The sequence below is a fragment of the Marinobacter sp. NFXS11 genome (assembly GCF_040148675.1).
Classification (GTDB): Bacteria; Pseudomonadota; Gammaproteobacteria; order Pseudomonadales; family Oleiphilaceae; genus Marinobacter.
The window spans coordinates 1,213,400-1,236,213 of record NZ_JAGDDV010000002.1 but is presented as its reverse complement, the minus strand read 5'-3'; the positions used below and the strand labels follow the sequence as shown (position 1 = coordinate 1,236,213).

Genomic DNA, 22,814 nt, shown 5'->3' with positions numbered 1-22,814 from the left:
ACCTTATGCCCGCAACCATCAAGTTAGACGCAACACAATCAGGTGACATAGAGAAAGCCGCCAGCCTGCTTCTTGCCGGCCACCTCGTCGCTATACCCACCGAAACCGTGTACGGGCTTGCGGCCGATGCCAGCAACGATCAGGCGGTCCGGAAAGTATTCGAGGCGAAACAGCGCCCGGTCGGACACCCGCTGATCGTGCATGTAGCATCACCGGACCGGCTCAGTCTCTGGATCGACCAGATTCCGGAGACTGCCAGGCAGCTGATCCAGGCATTCTGGCCCGGCCCGCTTACGTTGCTACTGCCAAAGAAAAGCGGCGTCAGCGATTTTATTACCGGCGGCAATCCGGGTGTGGCGGTCAGGATGCCGGCGCACCCGGCCACGCTGGCGACCATGCAACGGCTTGGCAGGGATCTTGTCGCCCCGTCCGCCAATCCCTATGGCAGGATCAGCCCGACCACCGCAGAGCACGTACTCGCGGGCCTGTCCGGAAAAATCGAGGCAGTTCTGGACGGCGGAGACTGTTCGGTAGGCATTGAATCCACCATTGTCGATCTGACCGGCGAAACCCCAGTCATCGCACGACCGGGGCAGATCGGCCAGAGCGATATCGAAGCCTGCCTCGGAATCGCGCTCGCCCCGGGCAAAGCGGCCAGCCAGGCCGTACCGGGGAGCGTAAAGCGCCACTACCAGCCGGTCACACCTACCGTTGGAGTGGCCACGGATCGGTTTGCCAGGCTTCTGCCAGAAGTCACACCGGCAGGTGAAAAGATTGGCGTTATCTGGTGGCAGTCTGCCCCGGGCGAGCTGGCTTCCGAGTCCATTATGCTCAGCGCCGATCCGAACGAGTACGCTCGCATGCTCTACACCGCCATGCACGCCATGGACAAGGCGAACGTGGATCGGATCGTGATTGAGCTTCCGCCCCGGGAAAGCCAGTGGCTGGCCGTTCACGATCGGCTGGGACGGGCCTGTACCGAACAATTCGCCTAATCCGGCACACCCTGGCACTCAGGGCAATAATACAGCCGCCGGCTGGCCATCATGGTTTTAACAAGAGGCGCCGCGCAATCGTGGCAGCGTTCACCATCGCGGTTAAACACCATGTGCCGGCGCTGCCCGAACGTCCATCCTTCCTGTTTGAGCCGCTCTGCACGGTCGGGCGGATTGGTGATGCCCTTTAACTGGTAGGTCCGCTGCACCAGTGTCAGAATCGCTTCCGCCAATCTCGACTGCTGATCGGCGTCCAGATCACGAGGCCGTGCCCGCGGTGAAATCCCCGCCTCAAAGAGGATTTCCGAGCGAAGGTAATTACCGATTCCGGCAACGAACGCCTGGTCCAACAGCAAACCACCCAGGTTCCGGCCCCGGAACCGCTTGTCATCAAACACCGCCAACAGTTGATCGACGCTGACCTCCTGATTGAGAGGGTCTGGCCCCAGCCGTGACAGATAGGGCACCTCGCTCAATTCATCGGGCCGAACCAGTTGGATGTCGGAGGCGCTGTACAACCGGGCCGCTTTCTTCGGACCGATAATGGCAAATCGCAGTTGCCGGTTTGTACTCGGTTCCCGATCGGGTTTGCCCATGCGCCACTTGCCATACAGCTGGTTATGGCTGTAAACGCACCACGGCCCGTCTTCATCTGTGGCCTCAAAAAACACCAACACGGCTTTGCTCCGCGCCTCCACTCTCTCGACTCTGCGTCCCCGAAGGGCACTCTCGAAAGGCTTCAGGTGTTCAAAGGCAAAAAACACAGATTGCGCTGTCTTGCCACCAACGGCCTTATGAATGTCATCGACCATGCGGCGTATTTCGGGACCTTCGGGCATACTCGTTACCGCTCCTGACCGGTTCTATCTGTATTACAGGTGAGCTTTACCCTACGTTGCTTTCAGCAATTCGGAGTTGTCGGGTCACAAAGTTTTGTCCGGATCCGGGTAAGCCCTTTACCCAACCTGCTCGTAGGTTTTGGTGTAGCTAAACCACGAGCAAGTTGAATCATGAAAGACACCAAGCTGGCCCTGTTCATTGCAGCGATTCTGATTGTGTTGGCGGCGGCGACAAGGGAGGAACCGGCTGCCTCGGAAAGCCTGGCGAAGACCCAGGTTGTACCTCTGGTATTTGCCGAAGCGCTGGGAGCTGATCAGTGGCCACCCTCAATGAAGGTGCGGTTTCTGGAAGACCCGGAGAACCAGATCAGAATGAGTCAGACTGACAGGATATTGAGGGATGGACGTGGCCCCGATGAGTGGTTGCCGACTTCGGGTCAATGCGATTACATAGGCAGGTTCATGGCGGTGATGGAGCGTTACCGGCTCCATCACCGCGAGCCCCAATGGCGGGGTTGGCAAACCAAACGACAGCGCTGCTACACCCAGTTTCAGTAGACGTAGCCTGCCGTTCCTGAGCCAAGCGGCCTAGCGCTTGTTGTCAGGGCCAATCAGATCGGAAAGCCGCTCGCGCACGCTGTCGATGTTGTCTTCGCCGCTTTGCTTCAGGTCATCCAGTTTCTTGCGCCCATCCGAGATCTTCTCTTCGACAGAGCGCAATGCATCCGATGTACTCTGCTGAATATCTGCGCTCGCCTTCTCGTTCTCGGCTTCGGCTTCTTTGGCTTTGGCCTTGGCTTTCAGGGAATCGGCTTGCTTTTCCCATTCTTCCAGTTGGGTTTCGGCCTTTTTGATCAGTTCGTCTTTCAGTGACATAGATGCCCTCCCCGAAGGAGTTGATGAATTCCTTACAACCCAGTACTTGGGCGAGCACTCTGGAAAAACAACCCATACCGTCATTACACAGCGCAGTCAGCGGCCTTTGTTTCGGAAAACCACGAGCCGCTCACATTGCCGGGACTTCGAATCGGTCAGGAATCCACTCAGGTAGCCGCGTAGGCGACGATCTCAACGAGCATTTCCTCCCGCGCAAAGCCCGAGACAATGATCGCTGCCCGATTGGGGTAGGGGGCACCGACATACTCCGCATAAACTTTATTTACAGCCGCAAGATGATCGCGATCGGTCACATAGATGAGCGCCTGAGTCAGGCTGGCCATCCCACCTCCAGCGCACTCGAGGGTGTGTTTCAGGTTCTCCATGGTTTGCCGGGCCTGGGCCTCGATTCCGCCAGCAACGACCTGTCCGCTGGTATCAATCGGAATCTGGGCGGTAAAGAGAATGCCATTAGCACTGACAGCCCACTCAAGGGGTGCTTTTGAGCGCGGTAGTTCAGTAGCAATTGGAGTAATCGTGATGTTTCCGGCCATATTTTTTTCTCTATTCAGTCGTTGTCACTGGTGCCTGCACCAGCCCCGCCTCGGGAAGCATCGGTTGCCTCAACCAGAAGCCGATCGGCCAGGGATTTCAGGTTGTGCCAGAGCTCGTCGTCAACATCCATGCCCTCGACCAGAGCCCTGTCTCTCTGCCTTTCGAGATCCTCTTCGGTCTGTCGCATCAGGTTGGTCAGCTCGTACTCCGAGCGCAGGCTTGGCAATAAATCAACGTGGTTCGCCATTATCAGGGTGATGCCATCGTTTTTTTCGGTGTCGTCGGGCGTATTCTCCAGACTGTAGAGGCAGATCTCGGGAACCGGGTGCCCCGCCTTGAACCCGACAACCAGTTCTGTGAGTGGGTCATGGGCATTGCGCCAGAAGGCCGTGACGTTCATACCCCGGCGAGCCAGTCGCGACAGATAGCCAATAATCAGGATTCGATTATGGCAATGGCGGATCTTGGTCACCGACAGACCTCGCCCGCGGGCCCTGGCATACCCCAGTTCCACCGCAAGGCTAGCGTTACCCAGAATGCTGTGGTTGTGGGCATCGAGAACGCTGAAGTCTTCATCCTGGTAGACCAGGGTTGGCGATTCGTTATGATCTTCGGCCAACAGAAACCTGAGGCCTTTTTTGAGCGCTTCGACGCCGCCCAGACCATGAGCTTCCATCCAGGCAACCATTTCGGCCGCATCAATCGCATCACCCTCGGCAAAACCGATCCCGATAAACGCCTTCCTGCCGATGCCCTGCAGTTCGTTAAAAGAAACTTTCATGACAGGTTGAGCTCCGGTTCCACGGGAAAGCTCCAGTCGTCCAACTCTGCCAGACGCGCCTTGTCGGTGCCGTGATCACTGAAGAGCTCGCAGAACAGGGGCGCCCCCTGGAACATCGTCACCCGCACCCACCGATCCGATTTGGGGTCAAACCGACTGGCGCCGAAGAACGACAATTTCGTTCTCAGAAGATGCATGGGCTTCATGTCCCGATGCCAGAGGTTGGCCTGGATCTCACCGTAAGGTGTGGCGGCCATGGTCTGGATCCGGCGCACGCATTCTTTCTGTCGGGGATGGGCCATCAGAAACTCGACCACGGAGCCCCGGGGGCTGCGGTCGAGAAACGCATCGAGCAACTGATGGGTGCGATGGATCCGAGGTCCGATGGCAAGCGGCATCTCTTTTTCCGCGCCCGGCTCGCTGGCACGTACACCCAGCCTTGGCTCCTCTTTTTCAGCAGAGCGGTACCAGAACCAATGATGGTGGTCGGGGTTCTTGGGATCGTAGTCCAGCGCCCAAGCAAACCGGGCCTCGATTTCCTGTTTGAGAGTCGCTGCACGCATTTCTGGCTGAAGCTCAAGTATCTCCTCGCAACCGAGCTCATCCTCCACGGCATCAATAAGATCCGGGTACAGCTCAATCAGCAGGGTATTGATCAGCTCCTGGGCCTCCAGCGAACACTGTTTGTCCGCCCATACCAGTAGATCGCTCCAGAGCGCAGCCGTTGCCGGGGTTCGTTCCAACCACGTGATAACCGAATCAATCGAAACAACGGTCGCCTCATTGCGACGGGTCTGCTCGGCATCCTCGGTGACAGTTTCCCAGAAGTGCCTGTGGGCCCGCCGCAGCAGTGCCAGAAGTTCGCGGCGGCTGGCCTCATTGGGTAACTGCTGACGGGCATAAGCCAGCGCCCTTTCACGGCAATAGACCCACTGCTGGATCAGTTGCGGGTGGTTGATCAGAAACGGCGCCATGCCAAGCCCGGTGGAATTACCGATGCCGAGATAACGCTGCAAGGATGGGTGCAGGGCAACGGCCCGATCCGGAGCGCGATGGCTGGCAAGATGCTCAACCTGTTGTATGGAAAAATGGCGCAACAGGTAAACCGCGAACATCTGCGCCGAGAAGGGCCGATTGAAATCGGGATTGTTCTGCAGGCGCGCATAATCGGCAATCCCGAATTTGCCGTTGCCATACACCGCCGTCGTCCGGTACAGGTAGCCGACCCGAGTCAGCCAGGCCGGATCGGGTTGACGACCATCCGCAAGGGCATCCACGAAATGGCTGAAGTTTCTCAGGCTTTTGTTAGCGCGGGAGAGCACCAGCAACCTGGGATGTTGGCGGCCGGCTTCCTGCAGCGGCACATTGGCTGCCATCTGCTCAAGAAGGCTGTCTTCCACGTCGCCTTCCAGGAGGGCAAACGTAACATCCCAGGCCTCGGCAATTACCCGGTCTGATCGACGTTCGGGCTCCAGATGCTGGGAGAACACCACGCCGTGATAGGTGTGATCCGGGGTCCTCAAACGGTAAATCACAACACCATGACCATCGGCATCAAGATCAAACCGAACCGTGGTAACTGTCCAGTCCTCACGTGCCATCTGACGCACCAGACTTCTACAAAAGCTCAAACGACTGGCGTGCAGGCTTCCCAGCCGGACCAGGTTCATTACCTGGTCGGCCGGGCGGAGCTGGAGCTGAGGCTGTGCATCTAAAGGAGTTGCCATGTTTCAGACTCCTGAACTCTCGGACGAGCCCGTGGTAGCAACAACCAGGGCCACTTCACCCTTGGGCGGAACGATACCCTGCTCCCGGGCCATGGCATAGGCAGATTTGGGGCCTATGTAGAGCGATGGCAACAGGATCAGAGAAACCGGGATCGCTGTAATCACAATGAACTGCTGCAAGGCACTGATCTGCCCTGCCCCCATGTAGAGTAGCACCGCGGCCATCAATGCCATGGCCACGCCCCAGAAGGCGCGGACAATCGGCTCAGGCTCGTCATGGCCAGCGCTCACTACGGCAATGGCGTAGCTCATGGAATCACCGGTGGTAGCCACAAATATGGTGGTAAGCAGCAGAATGGCCAACGCCATCATTGCACCGCCCGGCAAAGCTTTGGCGATAGTGAGTGTGGCAACATCGAACTGGAAGTTGTTGAGGGCCTCGGCAAGATCGATCGCGCCGGTAATCTGGTAGAAAATCCCGGAGCCGCCAAGCAGAGTGAACCAGATCGTGGTAGCGATCGGTGCCATGACGCCAACGGCAAGAATCATCTGCCGGATGGTACGCCCCCGCGAGATCCGGGCGACAAAAATCGCCATCAACGGGCCATAGCCCAGGAACCAGGCAAAAAAGAACACTGTCCACCACTGCATCCACCAGCCCTCTGCGGTGCCGGACGTTACCGTGGCCATCGCGAAAAAGGAGCTGATGTATTCACCAAAGCCCTGAGTGTAGGCATTGGTCAGAAACAGGGTTGGGCCGAAGATAAAGATGACGGCGGCAATGATCAGTGCAAGAAACACGTTAAAACGGCTCAGCAATTGAATTCCTCGATGAATACCGGTCATGGCCGAGGTCACATACACAGCTGCAAGTACAGCGAGAATGAGCAACTGAGTGCCGTAACCTTCCGCAAAGCCAAAGAGCTCATGCAGGCCGAAACTGACCTGGGTCGCGAGAAATCCGATCGGGCCAACAGTGCCGGCAACCACCGCAATTACGCAGGCCGCATCAACGCACCCGCCAAACCAGCCCTTCATCACCCGATCACCAAACACGGGATACAGCAGAGTGCGCGGTTGCAACGGCTGACCTTTCACGTAATGGGCATGGGCCAGCACGATGGCTGACAGTGTCCCGAGGATGGCCCACGCAAGAAAACCCCAATGCATAAAGGACTGGGCCAGCGCAGGCGCCACGGCCTCTGCGGTGCCGGCTTCCGTATTGAATACCGGAGGCGTTACGACGAAGTGGTACACCGGTTCGCCCGCAGCGAAGAAGACACCACCGCCTGCAAGAAGGGTGCACATGATGATAGACAACCATTTGAACGTGCTCAGCTCAGGCGTATCGAGGTTGCCCACTTTGGCGCTGCCTGCTGGCGAAATTGCCACACCCATCGCGATCAGGAAGGTGAGCAACAACAGGAGCTGGAAGTAGGAGCCAAGATACTTCGCCGTCCAGGCGAAGCCGTCGCTGATCAGCCCCGCTGTCCATTGAATGTCATAAAGGGAGAGGCCCAGAAAGAGCAGTATGAAGCCTACGCTCAGGCCTAGAACAATTGGATCGCCGAAGCGTTTGATACCCGTTTCCGGGATAGCGATGGAACTGGCTGAGTTTGTCATGACGATTACCTGTTTTTGTTTTTGGAACAGTGTGTAATCAGAACGCGGCGTTTACGGCGGGCCGCGTGCCTTCGGTTAATTGCCTGAGCCAGTTTCGGCCCATGATTTTTTCAATTTCTTCATGGTTAAACCCCTTCTGGCGGAGGCCTTCCACAATATTAGGGAAGTGACGATTATCGCTGAACCAGGCCAGCGGGGCAGGCCAGCCGGCGTTCGACTGGCTGCCTTCGCCGTAGTCCATGGCCTTGCTCCAGCGCCCGTTTCGCATCCACGTAAGCACCGATTCGGGTTGGGCCTGGCAAAGGTCCGTACCCATGCCGATGTGGTCGATCCCCATCATCTCAGCGGTATCGGCAACCATGCCGCAGAATTCATCCAGCGTGCACTCGGGCCCGTTTTTCAGGTGAAACGGATACACTGAAAAACCGAGAATGCCGCCGCTTTCGGCGATGGCGCGCAGCACCGTATCGGATTTGTTGCGCTTGGCAGGATGAAAGCTGGCAGGATTTGCATGGGAGATGATGACCGGCCGCTCTGACAGCTCGATGGCATCCAGCGTAGAACGCTCCGCGCTGTGGGACATGTCGATGAGCATCCCAACCCGATTCATCTCCCGGATAGCCTGCCGACCAAATCGGGTAATGCCGCTGTCTTCCGTTTCGTAGCAACCACAGGCCAGAAGGCTCTGGTTATTGTAGGTAAGCTGCATGATCAGCAAGCCCAACCGGCGCATGATGGCCACCAGATCGATATCATCCTCGATGGGGGAGCAATTCTGGGCCCCGAAGAAAATGCCGATTCGGTTTGTCTCCCTGGCCAGTTCGATATCACTGGCCTCGAAAACCGGCATAATCAGGTCGGCATGTTCCTCGAATCGACGCTGCCACTCGCCAAAACGCAGAAGGGTTTCGCGGCAATTCTCGTGGTACACAAGCGTCGCGTGGACTGCATCCACCCCACCCTCTCGCATTTGTTCAAAAATGGCCCTTGACCAGTTCGAGTACTGCAAGCCATCAATGGTAAGTACAGACTTTGACATGGCAGCAGACCTCAGGGCTTCGTGTAACAGGTTTTGATCACCGTATAGAACTCCCGCGCATACTGGCCCTGCTCCCGTGGTCCGAAGCTGGAGTCCTTTCTGCCACCAAACGGCACATGGTAGTCGGTGCCAGCGGTCGCCAGGTTGACCATGACACAACCGGTTTCGGCCCGGGCCTTGAAATCGGAGGCGCGTTGCAGTGAACGGGTAATCAGACCGGCGGTCAGTCCATAGTTGGTATCGTTCAGGGTGGTCAGGGCAGTTTCGTAGTCGGGCACACGGATGACACAGGCCACCGGGCCAAACACTTCGTCGCGGTTGATGCTCATGTCGTTGGTGGTGTCGGTGAACAGCACCGGCTGCATGTAGTAACCGTCTGCACCTACGTTGACTTGGTCGCCACCGAAGGCCATGGTCGCGCCCTCTTCCAGCGCCACGCCGACCCAGCGTTGATTGGCTTCCAACTGGCTCTTGCTGGCTATCGGGCCGATAGCGGTGCCCTCGGACAGAGCCGGCCCAACTTTTGCGGCGGCCAGCTTCGCTGTCAGCTTCTGCACGAACCGGTCATGCACTGAATCCACAACGATCAATCGCGAGGATGCCGTACACTTCTGCCCGGAGCCCGAGTAGGCGCCGGCAAAGGCGGCTTCGACCGCCAGATCCAGGTCGGCATCGTCAAGCACGATCAGGGCATTCTTCGAGCCCATTTCCAGCTGGCATTTCACCAGGTTGGCGGCGGTGGCCGAGGCCACCCGCCGACCGACATCCAGGGATCCTGTAAAGGTAATTGCCTGTACATCGGGGCTGGTGATCAAGGCTTCGCCGGCCTCACGCCCGCTGCCGGTAATCAGATTAAACGTGCCGGCCGGCAGGTTCTGGCGGCTGATGATTTCAGTCAGTGCCCAGGCACTGGCCGGCACCAGGTTCGCCGGCTTGAACACCACGGCGTTACCAAAGGCCAGGGCGGGGGCAATTTTCCAGACTGCGGTCGCCATCGGGAAGTTCCAGGGGCTGATCACGCCAACCACACCCAGCGGCTCACGACGGGTTTCTATTTCAACGCCGGGCCGCACGGAGGCGACCCGATCGTCGATTTGCCGGAGCACTTCCGCTGCGTAGTACTGGAAAAACTGCCCGGAACGATAAACCTCACCCTTGCCTTCTGCCAGGGGTTTGCCCTCTTCCCTGGACAAAAGCTCACCCAGCTCATCCTTGCGGGCGATCAGCTCATTGCCAATCGCCATCAACACGCTGTAGCGGGTCTCAAGATCGGTCTCTGCCCAGATTTTCTGGCCAGCCTGTGCTGCGCTGATGGCTTGTTTCACCTGCTCGGCATTGGCCTGGTCGTAGTGACCGATAACGTCGCTGAGGTCAGAGGGGTTCTGGTTGGGCTGGGCGTCTTGAGCGCCGGCAACCCACTCGCCGCCGATGTAAAGTGCGTGTGAATCTGGCATGGGGTCCTCCTTATATGATCCCCCAAGCCTAGCCCTCTTATTTAAATAAGGATAATCAAAAATATCGTATTTTTAGTAAGTTTTTCTTATATTCTGAAAAAGGAAACAGACTGAGGCGTGTGCACATGTCAATCGAACTCAAGATTCAGCCACTGCGCTACGTATTAGCGGTAAGGGAAGAGGGCAGCTTTCACAGCGCAGCCCTGAAACTCCATCGAAGTCAGCCCGCGCTGTCCATGGCCATTCGTGATCTGGAAGAAAAGCTTGGACAGCCTCTGTTCGAGAAAACCCACAAAGGGCAGCTCACCCCTTTCGGCGAGTACTGCCTGCCCAGATTCCGGGAGCTGATAAACCAGCACGACCGGCTGGCAAATGAACTTCAACACATGGCCGAAGGGCATCAGGGGCGAGTAACCCTGGCCACGGTGCCCTCGGTTGCTGGCCGGCTTATGCCGGATTTTCTCGCAGCCTTTGTTGCCGAATACCCGGATATCAACATCAATCTTCATGACGAAAATGCAGAGTTTGTCTGTCGACTGGTCGCCAATGGCGAGGTGGATCTGGGTATCAGCAGCATGTGGGTTCAGGATGAAAGCCTGGCCTTCAGTCCGCTGTTTGAAGACAACGTGGGGGTCGTCCTGCGAAAGGACCATCCTCTGGCCGGGAGGCACAGCCTGAAATGGCAGGAACTGACAGAAGAACGCTTTATTGCGAACGGCACATCCCGGCTTCTGAAGCACACCCCTGCCGCCAGCCTTGTCGATAACAACGACTTTTTTATCTCCAACATGATCTCGCTGCTCGCCATGCTGGAAGCCGGCAGCGGTATTACCACACTTCCGCGACTCGCCTTTCCGGTAGGTAACCACAAGCTGTGCTTTGTCCCCCTGAGTGAACCGAAACTGGTGCGCCAGATAGGCATTATCAAACAGGCCAATCGCTCTCTGTCTCCCTCTGCTCAAGCCCTGGAAAAAATGATCCATGCACGGCTGGCAGGTATGGCTATTTCATGAATGACCATTGCCGCAGCAATACCCAACGGGCGGGCGCTCACTGAGACTGATCGGAATCATCCGATTCCGAACTCCCCTTACGCTCGGGCTGCAATTCCTCTTCAACCCAGCGTCTCACCTGGTGTCGATCTTTCCGGCGCACCAGCTGCTCGCTGTGAATGTTGCGGGGAAAGATCTCGGGCCTTCCTTCATGACTCAGAGAAAAGCTGCGCCGTACACCCACCGGATACTTCGTGGGCCCGTGGATCACGGCGGCCCGGATTTCAACGCCGGTGATATCCTCGAACAGGTAATCGCTTTCGCTTTCTTCACTGCGACGACCCAGGATGATGTTCCTGAACGAGCCCAGCACCAGATACCCACCGGGCTGTAACGGGCCCTGGCGCAACACCTGGTGCACGTTGGCATCATCCGCGCCGACACGACGATACTCGGTCACCGTCATAATTTTCTCTTCGCCCGCGCGGGTGTGGAGAACCACCTGCACACACTGCACGTGCACCGTTTCCTTGCCCATGTTCACCAGGAGACACAGGGCATCCGGGTTTTCGTTCTGGGCGTGGTGAATAACAAGGTATGGGCGATTATTTCGTTTGTACTGCAGGAAAAACAGCTGGAAGTAGACAATCCAGACGATCGCCATGATGGCGCTGCTGACAGGAGCGATGTAATCCATGTATCCGTTCCCTCTCATCCATATCTATCAACACGCTAGCTCGCTTTACCTGATTTTTACACCCCGTTGACGGAGCCTTCCCGAAAACCCTGCGATGATCCTGAATAACAGGATCGATTCGGAGTCGTTTATGGTAACCAGCAAAGCCATGCTGATACTCGGTGTTCTCTTGCTCGCATTGACCGGGTGCAAGGTCACCACCTCTGACAGTCACCATTACCCGGATTCCGCGGGCTTCGTGTCCGGCCTTTTCTACGACGCACGGGATACTGGCAGGCACTACCCTACGAATTCCTCGTCACTCACCCGCTATACCGAAGCATGCCAAAATGAACCTCTGTATTTCGAAACCCATAGCGGTCGGGTGCGGGTCTATGGCTCGCCGGCGTACAGTGAAACCTCTTTCCGGGCCGCGGCTTCAGAGCTTGAGCGTCGAATCGACGGCGTACTGGCCCGGTTCCAGTTGCGCTGGTCCGAATTTGTCGAGGACCGCAGCGCCGCAGTTGCCTATCCCCGCCAGGTAATCGGTTGCCTCAGCCCTGATGTGCCGCACAGCGAGTTTGTGTCTGCCTCGATGGCTGCCGTGGCGTTCAACCCTTACTACGGCCAGTGGCCCTACGAGACGGGAAACATCGTTGCCCACGAACTGGCCCATTTAGTCCAGCAAAACCTGTCACGGTATGACGCCGGCTACAGCCTGCTGCCTTATTGGTTTGCAGAGGGACAGGCCGTTGCTGTGGCAGGAGAGCCGATTGCAGAGGTCTATCAGCACTATGACTACGATCCTCTCTGGGATGTGACTCCCGGTGACACTGCAAACTTCCCCTATCGGTTCGAGCATTACGGGCTGGCCTACCGCTACCTGGAAAAGGCCAATGGCGCCCTTGCGATGACGGTATTACTGGAAATGGTGCAGGTGCTTGACTGGGATGGCGGATTCTATGGTGAGATCAGCACCGGAGAGTCCCGGGCCTTTGTGGAAGCATTCAATTCGGCAAATCTGGTAGACCACAGGAATAACTATTTGAGTTTCCAGAGATTTCGGAGTGACTACCACGACCTTCTGAACAGCAGTTATTAGCCGGCACGGGCCTGAACTGGATTAAATCTGTCCAATCAGGGATAATCTCGACCGTTTTTCAACCAGTACTGTTGTCGTTGGGTAGTCTCTGGTCATGACCATTTACAGTGTTCTTCAATTAGTTATTTTTTCTGTCCTGTTGTTTAACACCGTGCACCTGATGCCGGCCTTCGGCCGTCTGCTCAGGGGGGCAGAATCGGCTCTCCAGTCCGGGTATCTGTGCGCCATGCTCACCATGCGCCTGGCCCGCAACATTCTGGGCCTGATCCTGGTCACCGCCAGCACCGCGCCCAACCCGGAAATTCACGCCCTGGTGCCCAAGGGTATCCTGCTGTTCCTGGTTCTGGCACTGATTAACGCCGCCCTGACCCAGTACATGGAACGAATCCGGGTGGAAGAAGGCGCCCGTTTCTAGGCGCCTCGCTGTCAGGCGTATAGCGACTCGATCACCTCGGTATATTTCTCGTAGATATTGCTCCGGCGGACTTTCATGGTCGCCGTTACCTCGTCATCGTCGTGGTCCAGTTCCTTGGTCAGCAAGTGGAAGCGTTTGATCTGCGCCACCTGTGGTAGCTGCTCGTTGCCCTTGTTCACTTCTGCCTGGATGAGTTCATTCACCTGCGGCTGCTCGGTCAGGCTCCGGAAGGTGGTGTAGGCAATACGCTCCTGCTCTGCCCACTTGGCTACCGTATCGAAATCAATCTGGATCAGCGCAGACACGTATTTTCTGGCCTCACCGATCACAATGCATTCCTTGATATAGGGACTGGCCTTGATGGTGTTTTCGATCTCCGTTGGTGAAAGATTCTTGCCGCCGGCGGTGATCATGATGTCTTTCAGACGGTCGACGATCTTTAGCTGGCCATCCCGCCATTCACCCACGTCGCCGGTGTGCAGCCAGCCATCCTTCAAAGTTGAAGCCGTGGCCTCGTCGTTCTTGTAATACCCCTTGAACATGCTGCCACCGCGCATGATGATCTCGTTGTGCTCGCCAAGCGTTACCTCAACCCCGGACACAGCTACACCCACCGTTCCCAGGCGCACGTCATCAACAGGTTGCGCCGTGGCAACGCCGGTGCTTTCCGTCTGGCCGTACACTTCCACCAAAGGAATCCCGATGGTCCGGAAGAACTCCAGAATGCCGGTGGATATGGGGGCCGCCCCCGTCAGGGCGATGGTGCATCGGCGCAGGCCGATAAAATTCTGCAATGCCCGCAACACCATCCAGTAGCTGATGCCATACAGGCATTTTTCCTTCAGGTTCCAGTCTGATCGGGATTTCGTGGCCATAGGCGAACACACCCGGATCGCCCAGTTGAACAACGCCTGCCGCAAACGCCCGGTCTCCTGAATCTTGATGTAGATGGATGAGTGCAGTTTCTCCCATATCCTCGGCACCCCCAGGAAAAAGGTCGGCGCAATCTCCCGCAAATCCTCCTGAATGGTCCGCAGGCTCTCACCGAAGCTGACCGTACTTCCCACATAGACCGGTGCAATGTTGGTAAAGGCCTGTTCGGCCACGTGGCAAAGCGGCAGATAGGAAAGGCTGGAACCGTGTTCGTCCGCCTGCAACAGCTCAATCAGCCCCGGCGCCGCGGCATGAAGGTTGTGCCAGCTGATCATTGCCCCCTTGGGTCGGCCGGTGGACCCGGAGGTATAGATCATCAGGGCGGTGTCATCCATTTGCTGGCTGTCCAGCAATTCATCCACCAGGTTGGGATGCTGCGCTTCGAATTCCCGGCCCCTGGCCTCGATATCCTCGAATGCCGCCGGCGGCTCCGGGTAATAGCGCAGGCCCTTCATATCGATGGCAATGCAGTGTTTCAGTTTAGGCAGATCTGGCCAGGCCTCCAGAACCTTGTCGGTCTGCTCCTGATCTTCACAGATCACAAATTCCGCGTCACTGTGCTCAAGAACATAGGCCACCTCGTTCCAGGGACTGGTGGGATAAACCCCGACACAGATGCCCTGTACCAGGCCGATGCCCATCTGGCCGATGACCCACTCCACCCGGTTTTCCGAGATAATGGCCACGTGGCCGCCTGGTTCGAGCCCCATGGCACGCAGCCCCAGGCCGAAGTGCCGGGCCCGCCGGTAATAATCCTGCCAGGAATAGGCCTGCCAGATACCGAAGTCCTTCTGGCGCAGGGCCAGGGCGTCCGGCCGCTCCCGGGCATGGGCCCGGAGCATCTGGGTCAGCGTTAGGTCAGGGATGGAAGGCGTTGTCATGACAGCCACCGTTTACGGCGTTTGTAGTGCTTGATGTCTCGATAACTGCGGGCCTCACCTTCCTTGCCACCCACACCCAGATAGAATTCCTGAACATCTTCATTGGCCGTGAGTTTATCCGCCGGGCCGTCGATCACGATCTTGCCGTTTTCCATGATGTAACCGTAGGACGCAATCGCCAGTGACACCGCGGCATTTTGTTCCACCAGAAGAATGGCAGTCCCCTGTTCCCGGTTGATTCTGGCCACGATGGTAAAGATCTCTTCCACCAGCAGCGGCGCCAGACCGAGTGAGGGCTCATCCAGCATGATCAGGTCCGGCTGTGCAATCAGCGCACGACCCAGGGCCAGCATCTGCTGCTCGCCTCCGGAGAGGTAACCGGCCAACTGCTTACGGCGCTCCTTCAGTCTCGGGAAATAGTTATAAACCAGCTCGTAGCTGTCACTCAGGGACGGTTTGCTGCCACTGAGCGCGTAGGTAGCGGCAATCAGATTCTCCTCAACCGTGAGGTCTTCGAACACTCGGCGGCCTTCCATGACATGAAAGAGTCCGTCGCGCACAAGCCGCTCCGGCTGAACGCCTTTTACATTCTTACCCCTGAAACGTACTTCGCCGGCCGTGACCTCCCCGTCTTCCAGGGTCAGCAGCCCTGAGACGCTCTTGAGGGTGGTGGATTTACCAGCACCATTGGAGCCGAGGAGCGCCACAATGGCCCCCTTCGGCACCCGCAGTGACAGGCCCCGAAGGACCTGCACTGACTTGTTGTAGACCACCTCGATATTGTCGATTTCCAGTAAGGCTTCCATACAGCCCCTCAGTCGAGGTGGATCCAGTCCGATACCGGCTCATAGCGGCCTTCGTCAGCGTTCACCCGCCAGATACGGCCTACCGGGAAGGACATGTCCCGCACGGTAACCGGAATCCCGATGATACCGCCGGTATCCCAGTCCTCGATGGAGGCCAGAGCCTCTGCCATGTTGTCCCCGGTCAACTCCTTACCGGCATCTAGGGTGCGTTTGACCACCTCTGTCCAGACCATGGCATTGAACCAGGCCTGCATGTAACCGGTGGGGCGGTAGCCGGCTTCCGGGTCGCTCTTTTCGGCCTGGGCACGGAGGGCGTCCATCATCGGGCCGCCTTCCTCGCTGTCGTAGTAGTTGTAAGGCATCACACCCATGTAACCGTCGGCATCGGCACCCATCTTGTCGATGATCAGCTTGTCCGAGGACCAGAAGGTGCCCATGAACTGCGTATCCAGCCCCATCTGGCGCATCTGCACCATGAACTCGTTGATCGGCGAGAGCACGTAGCCGTGGAATACCACGTAATCCGGGCGCACCCGGCGCAGCTTCAGCACCTCGGCAGACACGTCGACGCTACCCGGCTTGGTGACAATCTCTTCCACCACTTCGATGCCCAGTTCGGCGGCGCGGGCCTTGCCATTCTCGATCGGATCCTTGCCAAACTCGGTATCGCTGTAGACAAATGCCACGTTCGGCATATCGCCGTCCTCCCCCTGGGAAGCGATGTACTCGAGGATGATGCCGAACATCTGGCTATAGTTCGGGCCCGGTATGAACTGATAGGGGTATTGCTCGTTATCGGTCAGCGCGGTTGCGAAGGAAGCCCCGCTCATCAACGTGTTGCCCTGGCTGTTGAGCTCCGAGGCGATGGCCTTCATGAAACCGGTACTGTCACCGTAATAGGTGGCCGGAGAACTGCTGCCGGAAATCTTTTTGAAGGCTGCCACTGACCGATCCACTTCATAGGCGGTGTCTTCCATCACATATTCCACCGGGTGGCCATTGATACCACCCTGGCTGTTGATCCAGCTCGTGTAGTCAGTCAGCCCGGCATGGATGTGAATGCCGGCGAAAGCAAAAACACCGGAGAGCGGAATGGAGCCGCCGAACACGATGGGCTCTTTATCCTGTGCCATCGCCGGAGCGGCAACTGTCAGCGCAGCGACCAGGCTACCAAGCCCGGCAAGCCGGCGACCCTTATCGAGGATGTTTCTGAACATGTTTCTTCTCCTTGCTGCTTCTTGTTGTTGGTGGTGCATGGGTTCTCGGTGAAAACCCGTTGAAACACGATTAATTCTTGAACGGCCAAAGCCGGAAAAAACGGCGGATACGGTGCCAGATCTCCGCCAGCCCGTGGGGCTCGAAGATCAGGAAGCCCACGATCAGGGCGCCGAAAATAATTTCCAGCATCGGCGACATGAACACCGGTGCGTTCGGATAGAAAGGAGTCAGCGCCGCAGTCAGCAGTTTCAGGGCTTCCGGCACCAGGGTCATGAAGGCAGCGCCGAGAATGCCGCCCAGCAGGTTGCCCATGCCGCCCACAATCACTGCCGCCAGATAGAAAATGGACATGGAGAGCGGAAAGCTCTCCGGGGTGACTACCCGATAGAAGTAGGCGAACAGACCTCCGGCCACCCCGGCATAAAAGGAGCTGAGCGCAAAAGACATAAGCTTGTAGCGCAGAAGGTTGATCCCGAGAATCTCGGCAGAAATGTCCCGGTCGCGGATGGCGATAAAGGCCCGACCGATCCTTGTTCTGAACACGTTCCGGGCCGCCAGCACCATCAAAACCGCCAGCGGCACAATGATGAAATACATCATGAAATCGCTCTGGAAGGTCAGACCGAAAAGGTGCGCCGGTTCCAGGCTCAAGCCGCCCATCCCGCCGGTTACCGATTCCCACTCGGCGAATATAAAATGCAGGAACACGCTGGCCGCCAGAGTCGCGATGGCCAGATACAAACCTTTGACGCGAAGCGAGGGCAGGCCCACAAGGATCCCGACGGCGGCTGCCATGAGGCCGGCCAGTACCAGCGTCACCGGGAACGGCAATGCGGTATTAAGCGACAGCCAGGCAACGGTGTAGGCGCCCACACCCATAAACCCGGCCTGCCCCAGTGAGATCAGGCCGGTGAAACCGGTCAGGATATTGAGACCAGTAGTACTGATCACCGCTATGCCGACCAGACACCCCAGGTACAGCAGGTAGGAGTCCACCACAAAAGGGAATACCAGCAAGACCAGCAGGAAGAATCCCAGCCACAGTTTCTGGGTCTGGCTGGTCCAGATTGCCTCATCGGCCTCGTAACTCTGTTTTGCGTCACCGATGCGCATCTTACACTCGCTCTATTTCGTGGGTGCCGAACAGGCCGTAGGGGCGGATTACCAGGATGATCGCCAGCACCAGAAAAGTTGCCGGCATCCGATACTCGCCGCCCAGGTAGGCGCCCGCTACGGTCTCCAGCCAGCCGATGAACACGCCGGCCACCAGGGCGCCGAGAATACTGTCCAGGCCGCCTACGATCACCACCACAAGAACACTCAGACCAATGATCCCGAACTGCGGGCTGAGGCCCCCGGTGGCCGCCACCAGCACACCTGCCAGGGATGCCGCCAGAGAGCCGAACACCCAGGCCATGTTGAACACCCGGCGCACATTGATGCCCATGGAATAGGCTGCCGCCTGATCCGAGGCAGTGGCTCGCAGGGCGACGCCACCCCGGGACAACCGGAAATAGAGCAGGTAGACAATAAGAAGGGCCGACCCGATCAGAAAGCCGTAGGCAATTTTCGGGGCCAGATACAGCTCGCCAATAAACACCGGCTCGCGAGGCAGGAAATTGGGTAGCAACTGCGGATCCGCCGTCCAGATGAACTCCACCAGGCCCACCAGGATGCTCGCAATGCCTATGGTTACCATCACCACCGAGATCGGTGACTCGCCCAGCATCGGCCGGATCATGGTCTTTTCAATCACACCACCGAGAATACTGCCGCCGATAACAGCCAGCGGGAGGGCAATCCAGGGTGACATTTCCATGCCACCGGCAAACGCAAGAAACAGGTAGGCCGCGAACATCATGATCTCGCCGATGGCGAAATTGATAACTCTCGTCGCCTTATAGATGATCACAAAACCCAGGGCGATAAGGGCGTAGAGGCCGCCCATGGCGAGGCCCGCCAGGCTGATTTCGCCGAAGAACAACCAATCCATCAGGCGGCCTCCCCCTCGGCATTGAGCTTTTTGCGAAGGCTCTCGATATCGCTGTTGCCCAGGTAAGCCTTAATCACCTCGGGGTTGTTCTGAACGTCCGCAGGCAGGCCTTCGGTAATGACCTGACCAAAGTTGAGCACCGCGATGTGGTCGGAAATATCCATCACCATGCCCATGTCGTGCTCCACCATCAGCACGGTAACGCCCCACTCTTCCCGGATGTCGAGAATAAACCGGGCCATATCTTCTTTCTCTTCCCGGTTCATACCCGCCACCGGCTCATCCAGCATCAATACTTTCGGCTGCATGGCCAGCGCCCGGGCCAGCTCCACCCGTTTCTGGAGGCCGTAGGAAAGGCTCGCCACCGGTTGGCGGCGAATGTGGTCTATCTCCAGGAAGTCGATAATCCGCTCTTCCACCTCTTTGCGGACGGCCATTTCCTCACGCCGGGCCGGACCAAAATAGGCCAGGGCGCTGAGCAGCCCGCTCTTCATGTGCACATGGGCGCCCAGCTTGATGTTGTCGAGTACGGTCATACCCCGGAACAGGGCAATGTTCTGGAAGGTTCGGGCAAGGCCCAATGCTGCCCGTTTCGGCGGTTTGACACTGCCCTGCAGCGTCTGCCCCTGATAGCGGATGGTGCCCTGCTGGGGCTTGTAGAAGCCGGAGATGCAGTTGAACAGCGATGTTTTTCCGGCACCGTTCGGGCCGATAATGGTCGTTACGGTATTCTCAGGCACCCGAAAACTCACGTCCTGCAGCGCCTTCACACCACCAAACGACAGAGACAGGTTACTGATCTCAAGGATGCTCACACTACCTCCAGGCACCCCTGGCGCCGGGTACTCAGGCTTGTGAACACGCCCTGACCATACCCATCTCACGCCCGAAGATGATTGTAATTTTTGTTTTTTCTTGTCGTCGGGTTAGCCCCGATCCAGATTTAAAGTAGTCCATTCAGGCAACATTAGGCAAACCGCTCTATCCTGATACCCGAACGACAACCATCATCATTACGCAGGTTTTTGATCTTCAGACCTGCCGAATCGGGAGGGCGACTCATCATGACAGACACGCTGGTAACCACCGCTTTTGATGCCGGAACAGGGGTAGCCAGGTTGACCTTTAATCGCCCCGAAGCCCTGAACGCCATTAACGTGCCCCTCGCAGAGGCCTTTCTTGCGGCAGTCGAGCATATCAATAACCTCTCCGGCGTTCGGTGCATTGTCCTGGCAGGCGCAGGGCGAGCGTTCATGGCCGGCGGAGACGTGTCCAGCATGGCCGGAACGTCAGAGCAGGCAGGCAAAGCCATAGGCGCGATCCTGGATGCCGTCAATCCCGCCATCCTGCTACTTCGCACCATGGACGCACCGGTTATCGCTGCGGTCAGGGGCGTCGCCGCCGGCGCAGGGCTCAGTCTCACGCTGATGGCCGATCTGGTGATCGCCGAGGAAGACGCGAAATTTCTGGTCGCCTACAACGGTATTGGCGCGGTTCCGGATTGCGGCGGCAGCTGGGCCCTGGCCCACAAGTTGGGCGCTGGTCGAGCGGCGGAGCTGATGTTGCTGGGACGCACCTTGAATGCCGGCGAAGCAAAAGACTGGGGAATGGTCAACGAGGTCGTCCCGGCCAGCGAATTCGAGAGCCGGGTGAACCGGATGATCGAAAAAGTCGCCAAGGGACCGACTCGGGCCTTCGGTGCCTTTCGCCAACTGATCGATCGTGCCAACGGTGACCGGTTGGCCGCCCATCTGGAGGCAGAGCGCGCGGCCTTCCTTGAAATGACCCGAACCGAGGATTTTGCCGAGGGCGTGTCGGCGTTTCTGGCCAAACGGGCGTCAGGATTTCGCGGCTGCTGACGCCGTTACGAATTCGGCCCGGTTGCGGCCATTGTGCTTGGCCTGATAAAGCGCCCTGTCCGCGGAAGCCATCACGTCTGAGAAGGCAGTATGTTCAAGAGCAAGAGAGGCGCCTCCGATGCTTGCCGACAGATGAACCGGAACACCGTCAACCTCGCGACCGGCCTCAACAATGCGCTGTAACAGCCGCCCGGTTACAGCTTCAATCGCCTCGCGGTTGTTATTACGAAGCACGGCCGCAAATTCTTCCCCGCCAACACGGCCAATGATGTCATCATCCCGGAGCTCCGCTTTCATCAGGTTCGCCACAATTCTCAGCACCTCGTCGCCGGTGGCGTGCCCCCAGCGGTCGTTGATCTGCTTGAAGTGATCGAGGTCGATCATGAGAACGGTGATCAGTGAGCCGTCTTCCCGCGCCTTTTCAAACGCCAGATTACCCTCCCGGTAAAAGGCCCGTCGATTGAACAGTTGGGTAAGGCCGTCTCTCTCTGCCAGCGCGACCAGGGCCTGTTCGGCACGGGTAAATGCCAGCAACGGAAGCGCCATGGCCGTCGCGCTCACCAGCAACAGGTGGTTCACCAGAATCAGTTTCAGCAGCCCGTGCAGATCCAGCGGGGCACTTCCTGTCACGGAGACTGCAATCACCAGTACCTGGGACATCATGAGCGTACCGTGGATGCCGAACAGCGTTTGCAGGATCCGCAGAGGCAGCCGCGGTTTGCGTTCAATGGAAGCCAGACGATAGATCGCCAGGCTAAAGACCAGTGCCGAGAACAGTGCCGTGAGGAATCTGGCAGCCACCGGATCCCATCCTGTACTCACAACCAAACCGAACAGATAGAGTAGAGACGCTCCGTACAAAAAACGGGAGGAACCTCGGGTGCCTGCCATGGGCAACTGCATCAGGGCATGTATCCCTGCGAGGAGCAACAAGGGAGACCCGCCAAGCGCCAGATGAACCGCAAACTGCATGAGCGCGGGCGCTTCGGTTATCTCATTAACTACCGCTAACGCCGTGCCCGCCACAAAAGTGAGACAGGCCAGTGCCCAGAGCAGGAAACAACGTTCACGGTGGCGAAGATGGTAGATTGCCCAGAGCATGCCGCCGATCAGGAGGTTAATCATGACCGAAGTGACCAGCAGCGTTGGCAGGTGCATGTTCAGATCCATAAAGGCACAGCGTTCCAGGCTATACAATGGGATACGTCAGGGTATCAGCTTCCCGCCCAGGCCTGCGCACGTGCCGTGTAGCGTTTGGTATGATAATTGTCACAGATTGACTCGACATCCATGCACTCACTGCGAGACCCCATGAATCCGACCATAGAACTTCTGAAATCCCATCGTTCGATACGCAAATTTACCGGCAAGAAAATTCCCGAGGACCTGCTCAGGGAATTGATTCGCGCGGGCCAGTGCGCCGCCACCTCGAACCATGTGCAGGCCTACTCGATCATTCACGTGATTGATCCGGACAACCGACAGAAAATCGCAGAGCTTGCCGGTGGCCAGAGCTACATTGCCGACAGCTCCGACTTTCTGGTGTTCTGCGCCGACATGCGGCGCTCAACCAATGCGGCAGGACGGGCCGGGGCTGAAGTGGTGCGAGGGATGACCGAACAACTGCTGGTAGCCACCATCGACACCAGCCTGATGGCCCAGAACGTGGCCATCGCAGCAGAATCCGAGGGGCTCGGGCTTTGCTATATCGGGGGCATACGGAACAACCCGGCGGAGATCAGCGAGATACTGCGGCTGCCGGAGCATGTCTATCCGGTATTCGGTATGTGCCTGGGCTACCCGGACCAGAACCCAGAGGTGAAGCCACGCCTGCCGGTGGAGGCGATTCTCAGGGAAGATTACTATTCCGATGCCCGGGACGAGGAGCTCGTCGCCGGGTTCGATCGCACCATGAACGAGTACTACCGGGAACGCACCGGTGGCAACAAGGACACCACCTGGTCGGAGCAGCTCAAGCCGCTGTTTACCTCGAAACTGCGGCCGCACATGCGCGAATTCCTGCGCAAATGCGGCTTCGAGATGAAATAAA

The 22,814-nt window shown here is 57.8% G+C and carries 23 protein-coding genes; 7 read left to right on the top strand and 16 right to left on the bottom strand.

Annotation, left to right across the window (positions count from 1 at the left end; genetic code table 11):
* Window positions 1-5 precede the first annotated feature (5 nt).
* Complete coding sequence (locus J3362_RS14680) at window positions 6-995, top strand: L-threonylcarbamoyladenylate synthase (protein ID WP_349520643.1); 990 nt, start codon at window positions 6-8, stop codon at window positions 993-995.
* Here J3362_RS14680 and nei read toward each other — a convergent pair.
* A complete protein-coding gene (gene nei / locus J3362_RS14675) occupies window positions 992-1,834 on the bottom strand; it encodes an endonuclease VIII (protein WP_349520642.1) in 843 nt (280 codons plus the stop codon). The two genes, J3362_RS14680 and nei, sit on opposite strands and share 4 nt — an antisense overlap.
* Window positions 1,835-2,005: 171 nt before the next feature.
* Between nei and J3362_RS14670 the strand changes: the two genes are divergently transcribed.
* The gene (locus J3362_RS14670; protein WP_349520640.1) at window positions 2,006-2,392 is read left to right on the top strand and encodes a hypothetical protein; all 387 of its coding nucleotides are present in this window, start codon (window positions 2,006-2,008) and stop codon (window positions 2,390-2,392) included.
* 30 nt (window positions 2,393-2,422) lie between these two features.
* Here J3362_RS14670 and J3362_RS14665 read toward each other — a convergent pair whose 3' ends face one another.
* From J3362_RS14665 to J3362_RS14635, 7 genes are all read right to left on the bottom strand, one after another.
* Window positions 2,423-2,710: a hypothetical protein gene (locus J3362_RS14665; RefSeq protein ID WP_349520638.1), complete on the bottom strand. Its 288-nt coding sequence runs from the start codon at window positions 2,708-2,710 to the stop codon at window positions 2,423-2,425.
* Between the two features lie 167 nt (window positions 2,711-2,877).
* Window positions 2,878-3,264 carry a RidA family protein gene (locus J3362_RS14660; RefSeq protein WP_349520636.1) on the bottom strand — a complete coding sequence of 129 codons (387 nt, stop codon included), beginning with the start codon at window positions 3,262-3,264 and terminating at the stop codon, window positions 2,878-2,880.
* 14 nt (window positions 3,265-3,278) lie between these two features.
* Complete coding sequence (locus J3362_RS14655; protein ID WP_349520635.1) at window positions 3,279-4,046, bottom strand: DUF3726 domain-containing protein; 768 nt, start codon at window positions 4,044-4,046, stop codon at window positions 3,279-3,281.
* Window positions 4,043-5,773 (bottom strand): hypothetical protein, encoded by a 1,731-nt coding sequence (locus J3362_RS14650; RefSeq protein ID WP_349520633.1) that lies wholly within the window; start codon window positions 5,771-5,773, stop codon window positions 4,043-4,045. The genes J3362_RS14655 and J3362_RS14650 overlap by 4 nt, the downstream gene beginning before the upstream one ends.
* A gap of 3 nt (window positions 5,774-5,776) precedes the next feature.
* Complete coding sequence (locus J3362_RS14645; protein WP_349520631.1) at window positions 5,777-7,396, bottom strand: BCCT family transporter; 1,620 nt, start codon at window positions 7,394-7,396, stop codon at window positions 5,777-5,779.
* A 37-nt stretch (window positions 7,397-7,433) separates the two neighbouring features.
* Window positions 7,434-8,435: a membrane dipeptidase gene (locus J3362_RS14640; RefSeq protein WP_349520629.1), complete on the bottom strand. Its 1,002-nt coding sequence runs from the start codon at window positions 8,433-8,435 to the stop codon at window positions 7,434-7,436.
* An 11-nt stretch (window positions 8,436-8,446) separates the two neighbouring features.
* Window positions 8,447-9,889, bottom strand: a complete 1,443-nt coding sequence (locus J3362_RS14635; protein ID WP_349520627.1) for an aldehyde dehydrogenase family protein — start codon at window positions 9,887-9,889, stop codon at window positions 8,447-8,449.
* 125 nt (window positions 9,890-10,014) lie between these two features.
* On the opposite strand from J3362_RS14635, the gene J3362_RS14630 reads away from it, so the two are divergent.
* Complete coding sequence (locus J3362_RS14630) at window positions 10,015-10,902, top strand: LysR family transcriptional regulator (RefSeq protein WP_349520624.1); 888 nt, start codon at window positions 10,015-10,017, stop codon at window positions 10,900-10,902.
* 37 nt (window positions 10,903-10,939) lie between these two features.
* Here J3362_RS14630 and J3362_RS14625 read toward each other — a convergent pair whose 3' ends face one another.
* The gene (locus J3362_RS14625; protein WP_349520622.1) at window positions 10,940-11,578 is read right to left on the bottom strand and encodes a hypothetical protein; all 639 of its coding nucleotides are present in this window, start codon (window positions 11,576-11,578) and stop codon (window positions 10,940-10,942) included.
* Between the two features lie 130 nt (window positions 11,579-11,708).
* On the opposite strand from J3362_RS14625, the gene J3362_RS14620 reads away from it, so the two are divergent.
* Entirely contained in the window at window positions 11,709-12,659 is a 951-nt protein-coding gene (locus J3362_RS14620; RefSeq protein WP_349520620.1) for a hypothetical protein, read from the top strand.
* 94 nt (window positions 12,660-12,753) lie between these two features.
* Window positions 12,754-13,074 carry a hypothetical protein gene (locus J3362_RS14615; protein ID WP_349520617.1) on the top strand — a complete coding sequence of 107 codons (321 nt, stop codon included), beginning with the start codon at window positions 12,754-12,756 and terminating at the stop codon, window positions 13,072-13,074.
* 11 nt (window positions 13,075-13,085) lie between these two features.
* Here the strand turns inward: J3362_RS14615 and J3362_RS14610 are convergent, their stop codons facing one another.
* The 6 genes from J3362_RS14610 to J3362_RS14585 all read right to left on the bottom strand — a co-directional run bounded on the left by J3362_RS14610 (window position 13,086) and on the right by J3362_RS14585 (window position 19,720).
* The gene (locus J3362_RS14610) at window positions 13,086-14,888 is read right to left on the bottom strand and encodes an AMP-dependent synthetase/ligase (RefSeq protein ID WP_349520615.1); all 1,803 of its coding nucleotides are present in this window, start codon (window positions 14,886-14,888) and stop codon (window positions 13,086-13,088) included.
* On the bottom strand, window positions 14,885-15,694 hold the full coding sequence (locus J3362_RS14605) for an ABC transporter ATP-binding protein (RefSeq protein WP_349520613.1): 810 nt from the start codon (window positions 15,692-15,694) through the stop codon (window positions 14,885-14,887). Before J3362_RS14605 ends, J3362_RS14610 begins: the two co-directional genes overlap by 4 nt.
* A gap of 8 nt (window positions 15,695-15,702) precedes the next feature.
* Window positions 15,703-16,911 (bottom strand): ABC transporter substrate-binding protein, encoded by a 1,209-nt coding sequence (locus tag J3362_RS14600; RefSeq protein ID WP_349520611.1) that lies wholly within the window; start codon window positions 16,909-16,911, stop codon window positions 15,703-15,705.
* A 70-nt stretch (window positions 16,912-16,981) separates the two neighbouring features.
* Window positions 16,982-18,025: a branched-chain amino acid ABC transporter permease gene (locus J3362_RS14595; protein ID WP_349520609.1), complete on the bottom strand. Its 1,044-nt coding sequence runs from the start codon at window positions 18,023-18,025 to the stop codon at window positions 16,982-16,984.
* Between the two features lies 1 nt (window position 18,026).
* On the bottom strand, window positions 18,027-18,905 hold the full coding sequence (locus tag J3362_RS14590; protein ID WP_349520607.1) for a branched-chain amino acid ABC transporter permease: 879 nt from the start codon (window positions 18,903-18,905) through the stop codon (window positions 18,027-18,029).
* The gene (locus J3362_RS14585) at window positions 18,905-19,720 is read right to left on the bottom strand and encodes an ABC transporter ATP-binding protein (protein WP_349520605.1); all 816 of its coding nucleotides are present in this window, start codon (window positions 19,718-19,720) and stop codon (window positions 18,905-18,907) included. Before J3362_RS14585 ends, J3362_RS14590 begins: the two co-directional genes overlap by 1 nt.
* A gap of 249 nt (window positions 19,721-19,969) precedes the next feature.
* On the opposite strand from J3362_RS14585, the gene J3362_RS14580 reads away from it, so the two are divergent.
* A complete protein-coding gene (locus J3362_RS14580; RefSeq protein WP_349520604.1) occupies window positions 19,970-20,764 on the top strand; it encodes an enoyl-CoA hydratase/isomerase family protein in 795 nt (264 codons plus the stop codon).
* On the opposite strand, the gene J3362_RS14575 is transcribed toward J3362_RS14580, so the two are convergent.
* A complete protein-coding gene (locus J3362_RS14575) occupies window positions 20,744-21,934 on the bottom strand; it encodes a GGDEF domain-containing protein (protein WP_349520602.1) in 1,191 nt (396 codons plus the stop codon). The genes J3362_RS14580 and J3362_RS14575 overlap by 21 nt on opposite strands.
* A gap of 141 nt (window positions 21,935-22,075) precedes the next feature.
* Between J3362_RS14575 and nfsA the strand changes: the two genes are divergently transcribed.
* The gene (nfsA, locus tag J3362_RS14570; RefSeq protein ID WP_349520600.1) at window positions 22,076-22,813 is read left to right on the top strand and encodes an oxygen-insensitive NADPH nitroreductase; all 738 of its coding nucleotides are present in this window, start codon (window positions 22,076-22,078) and stop codon (window positions 22,811-22,813) included.
* Window position 22,814: the final 1 nt, after the last annotated feature.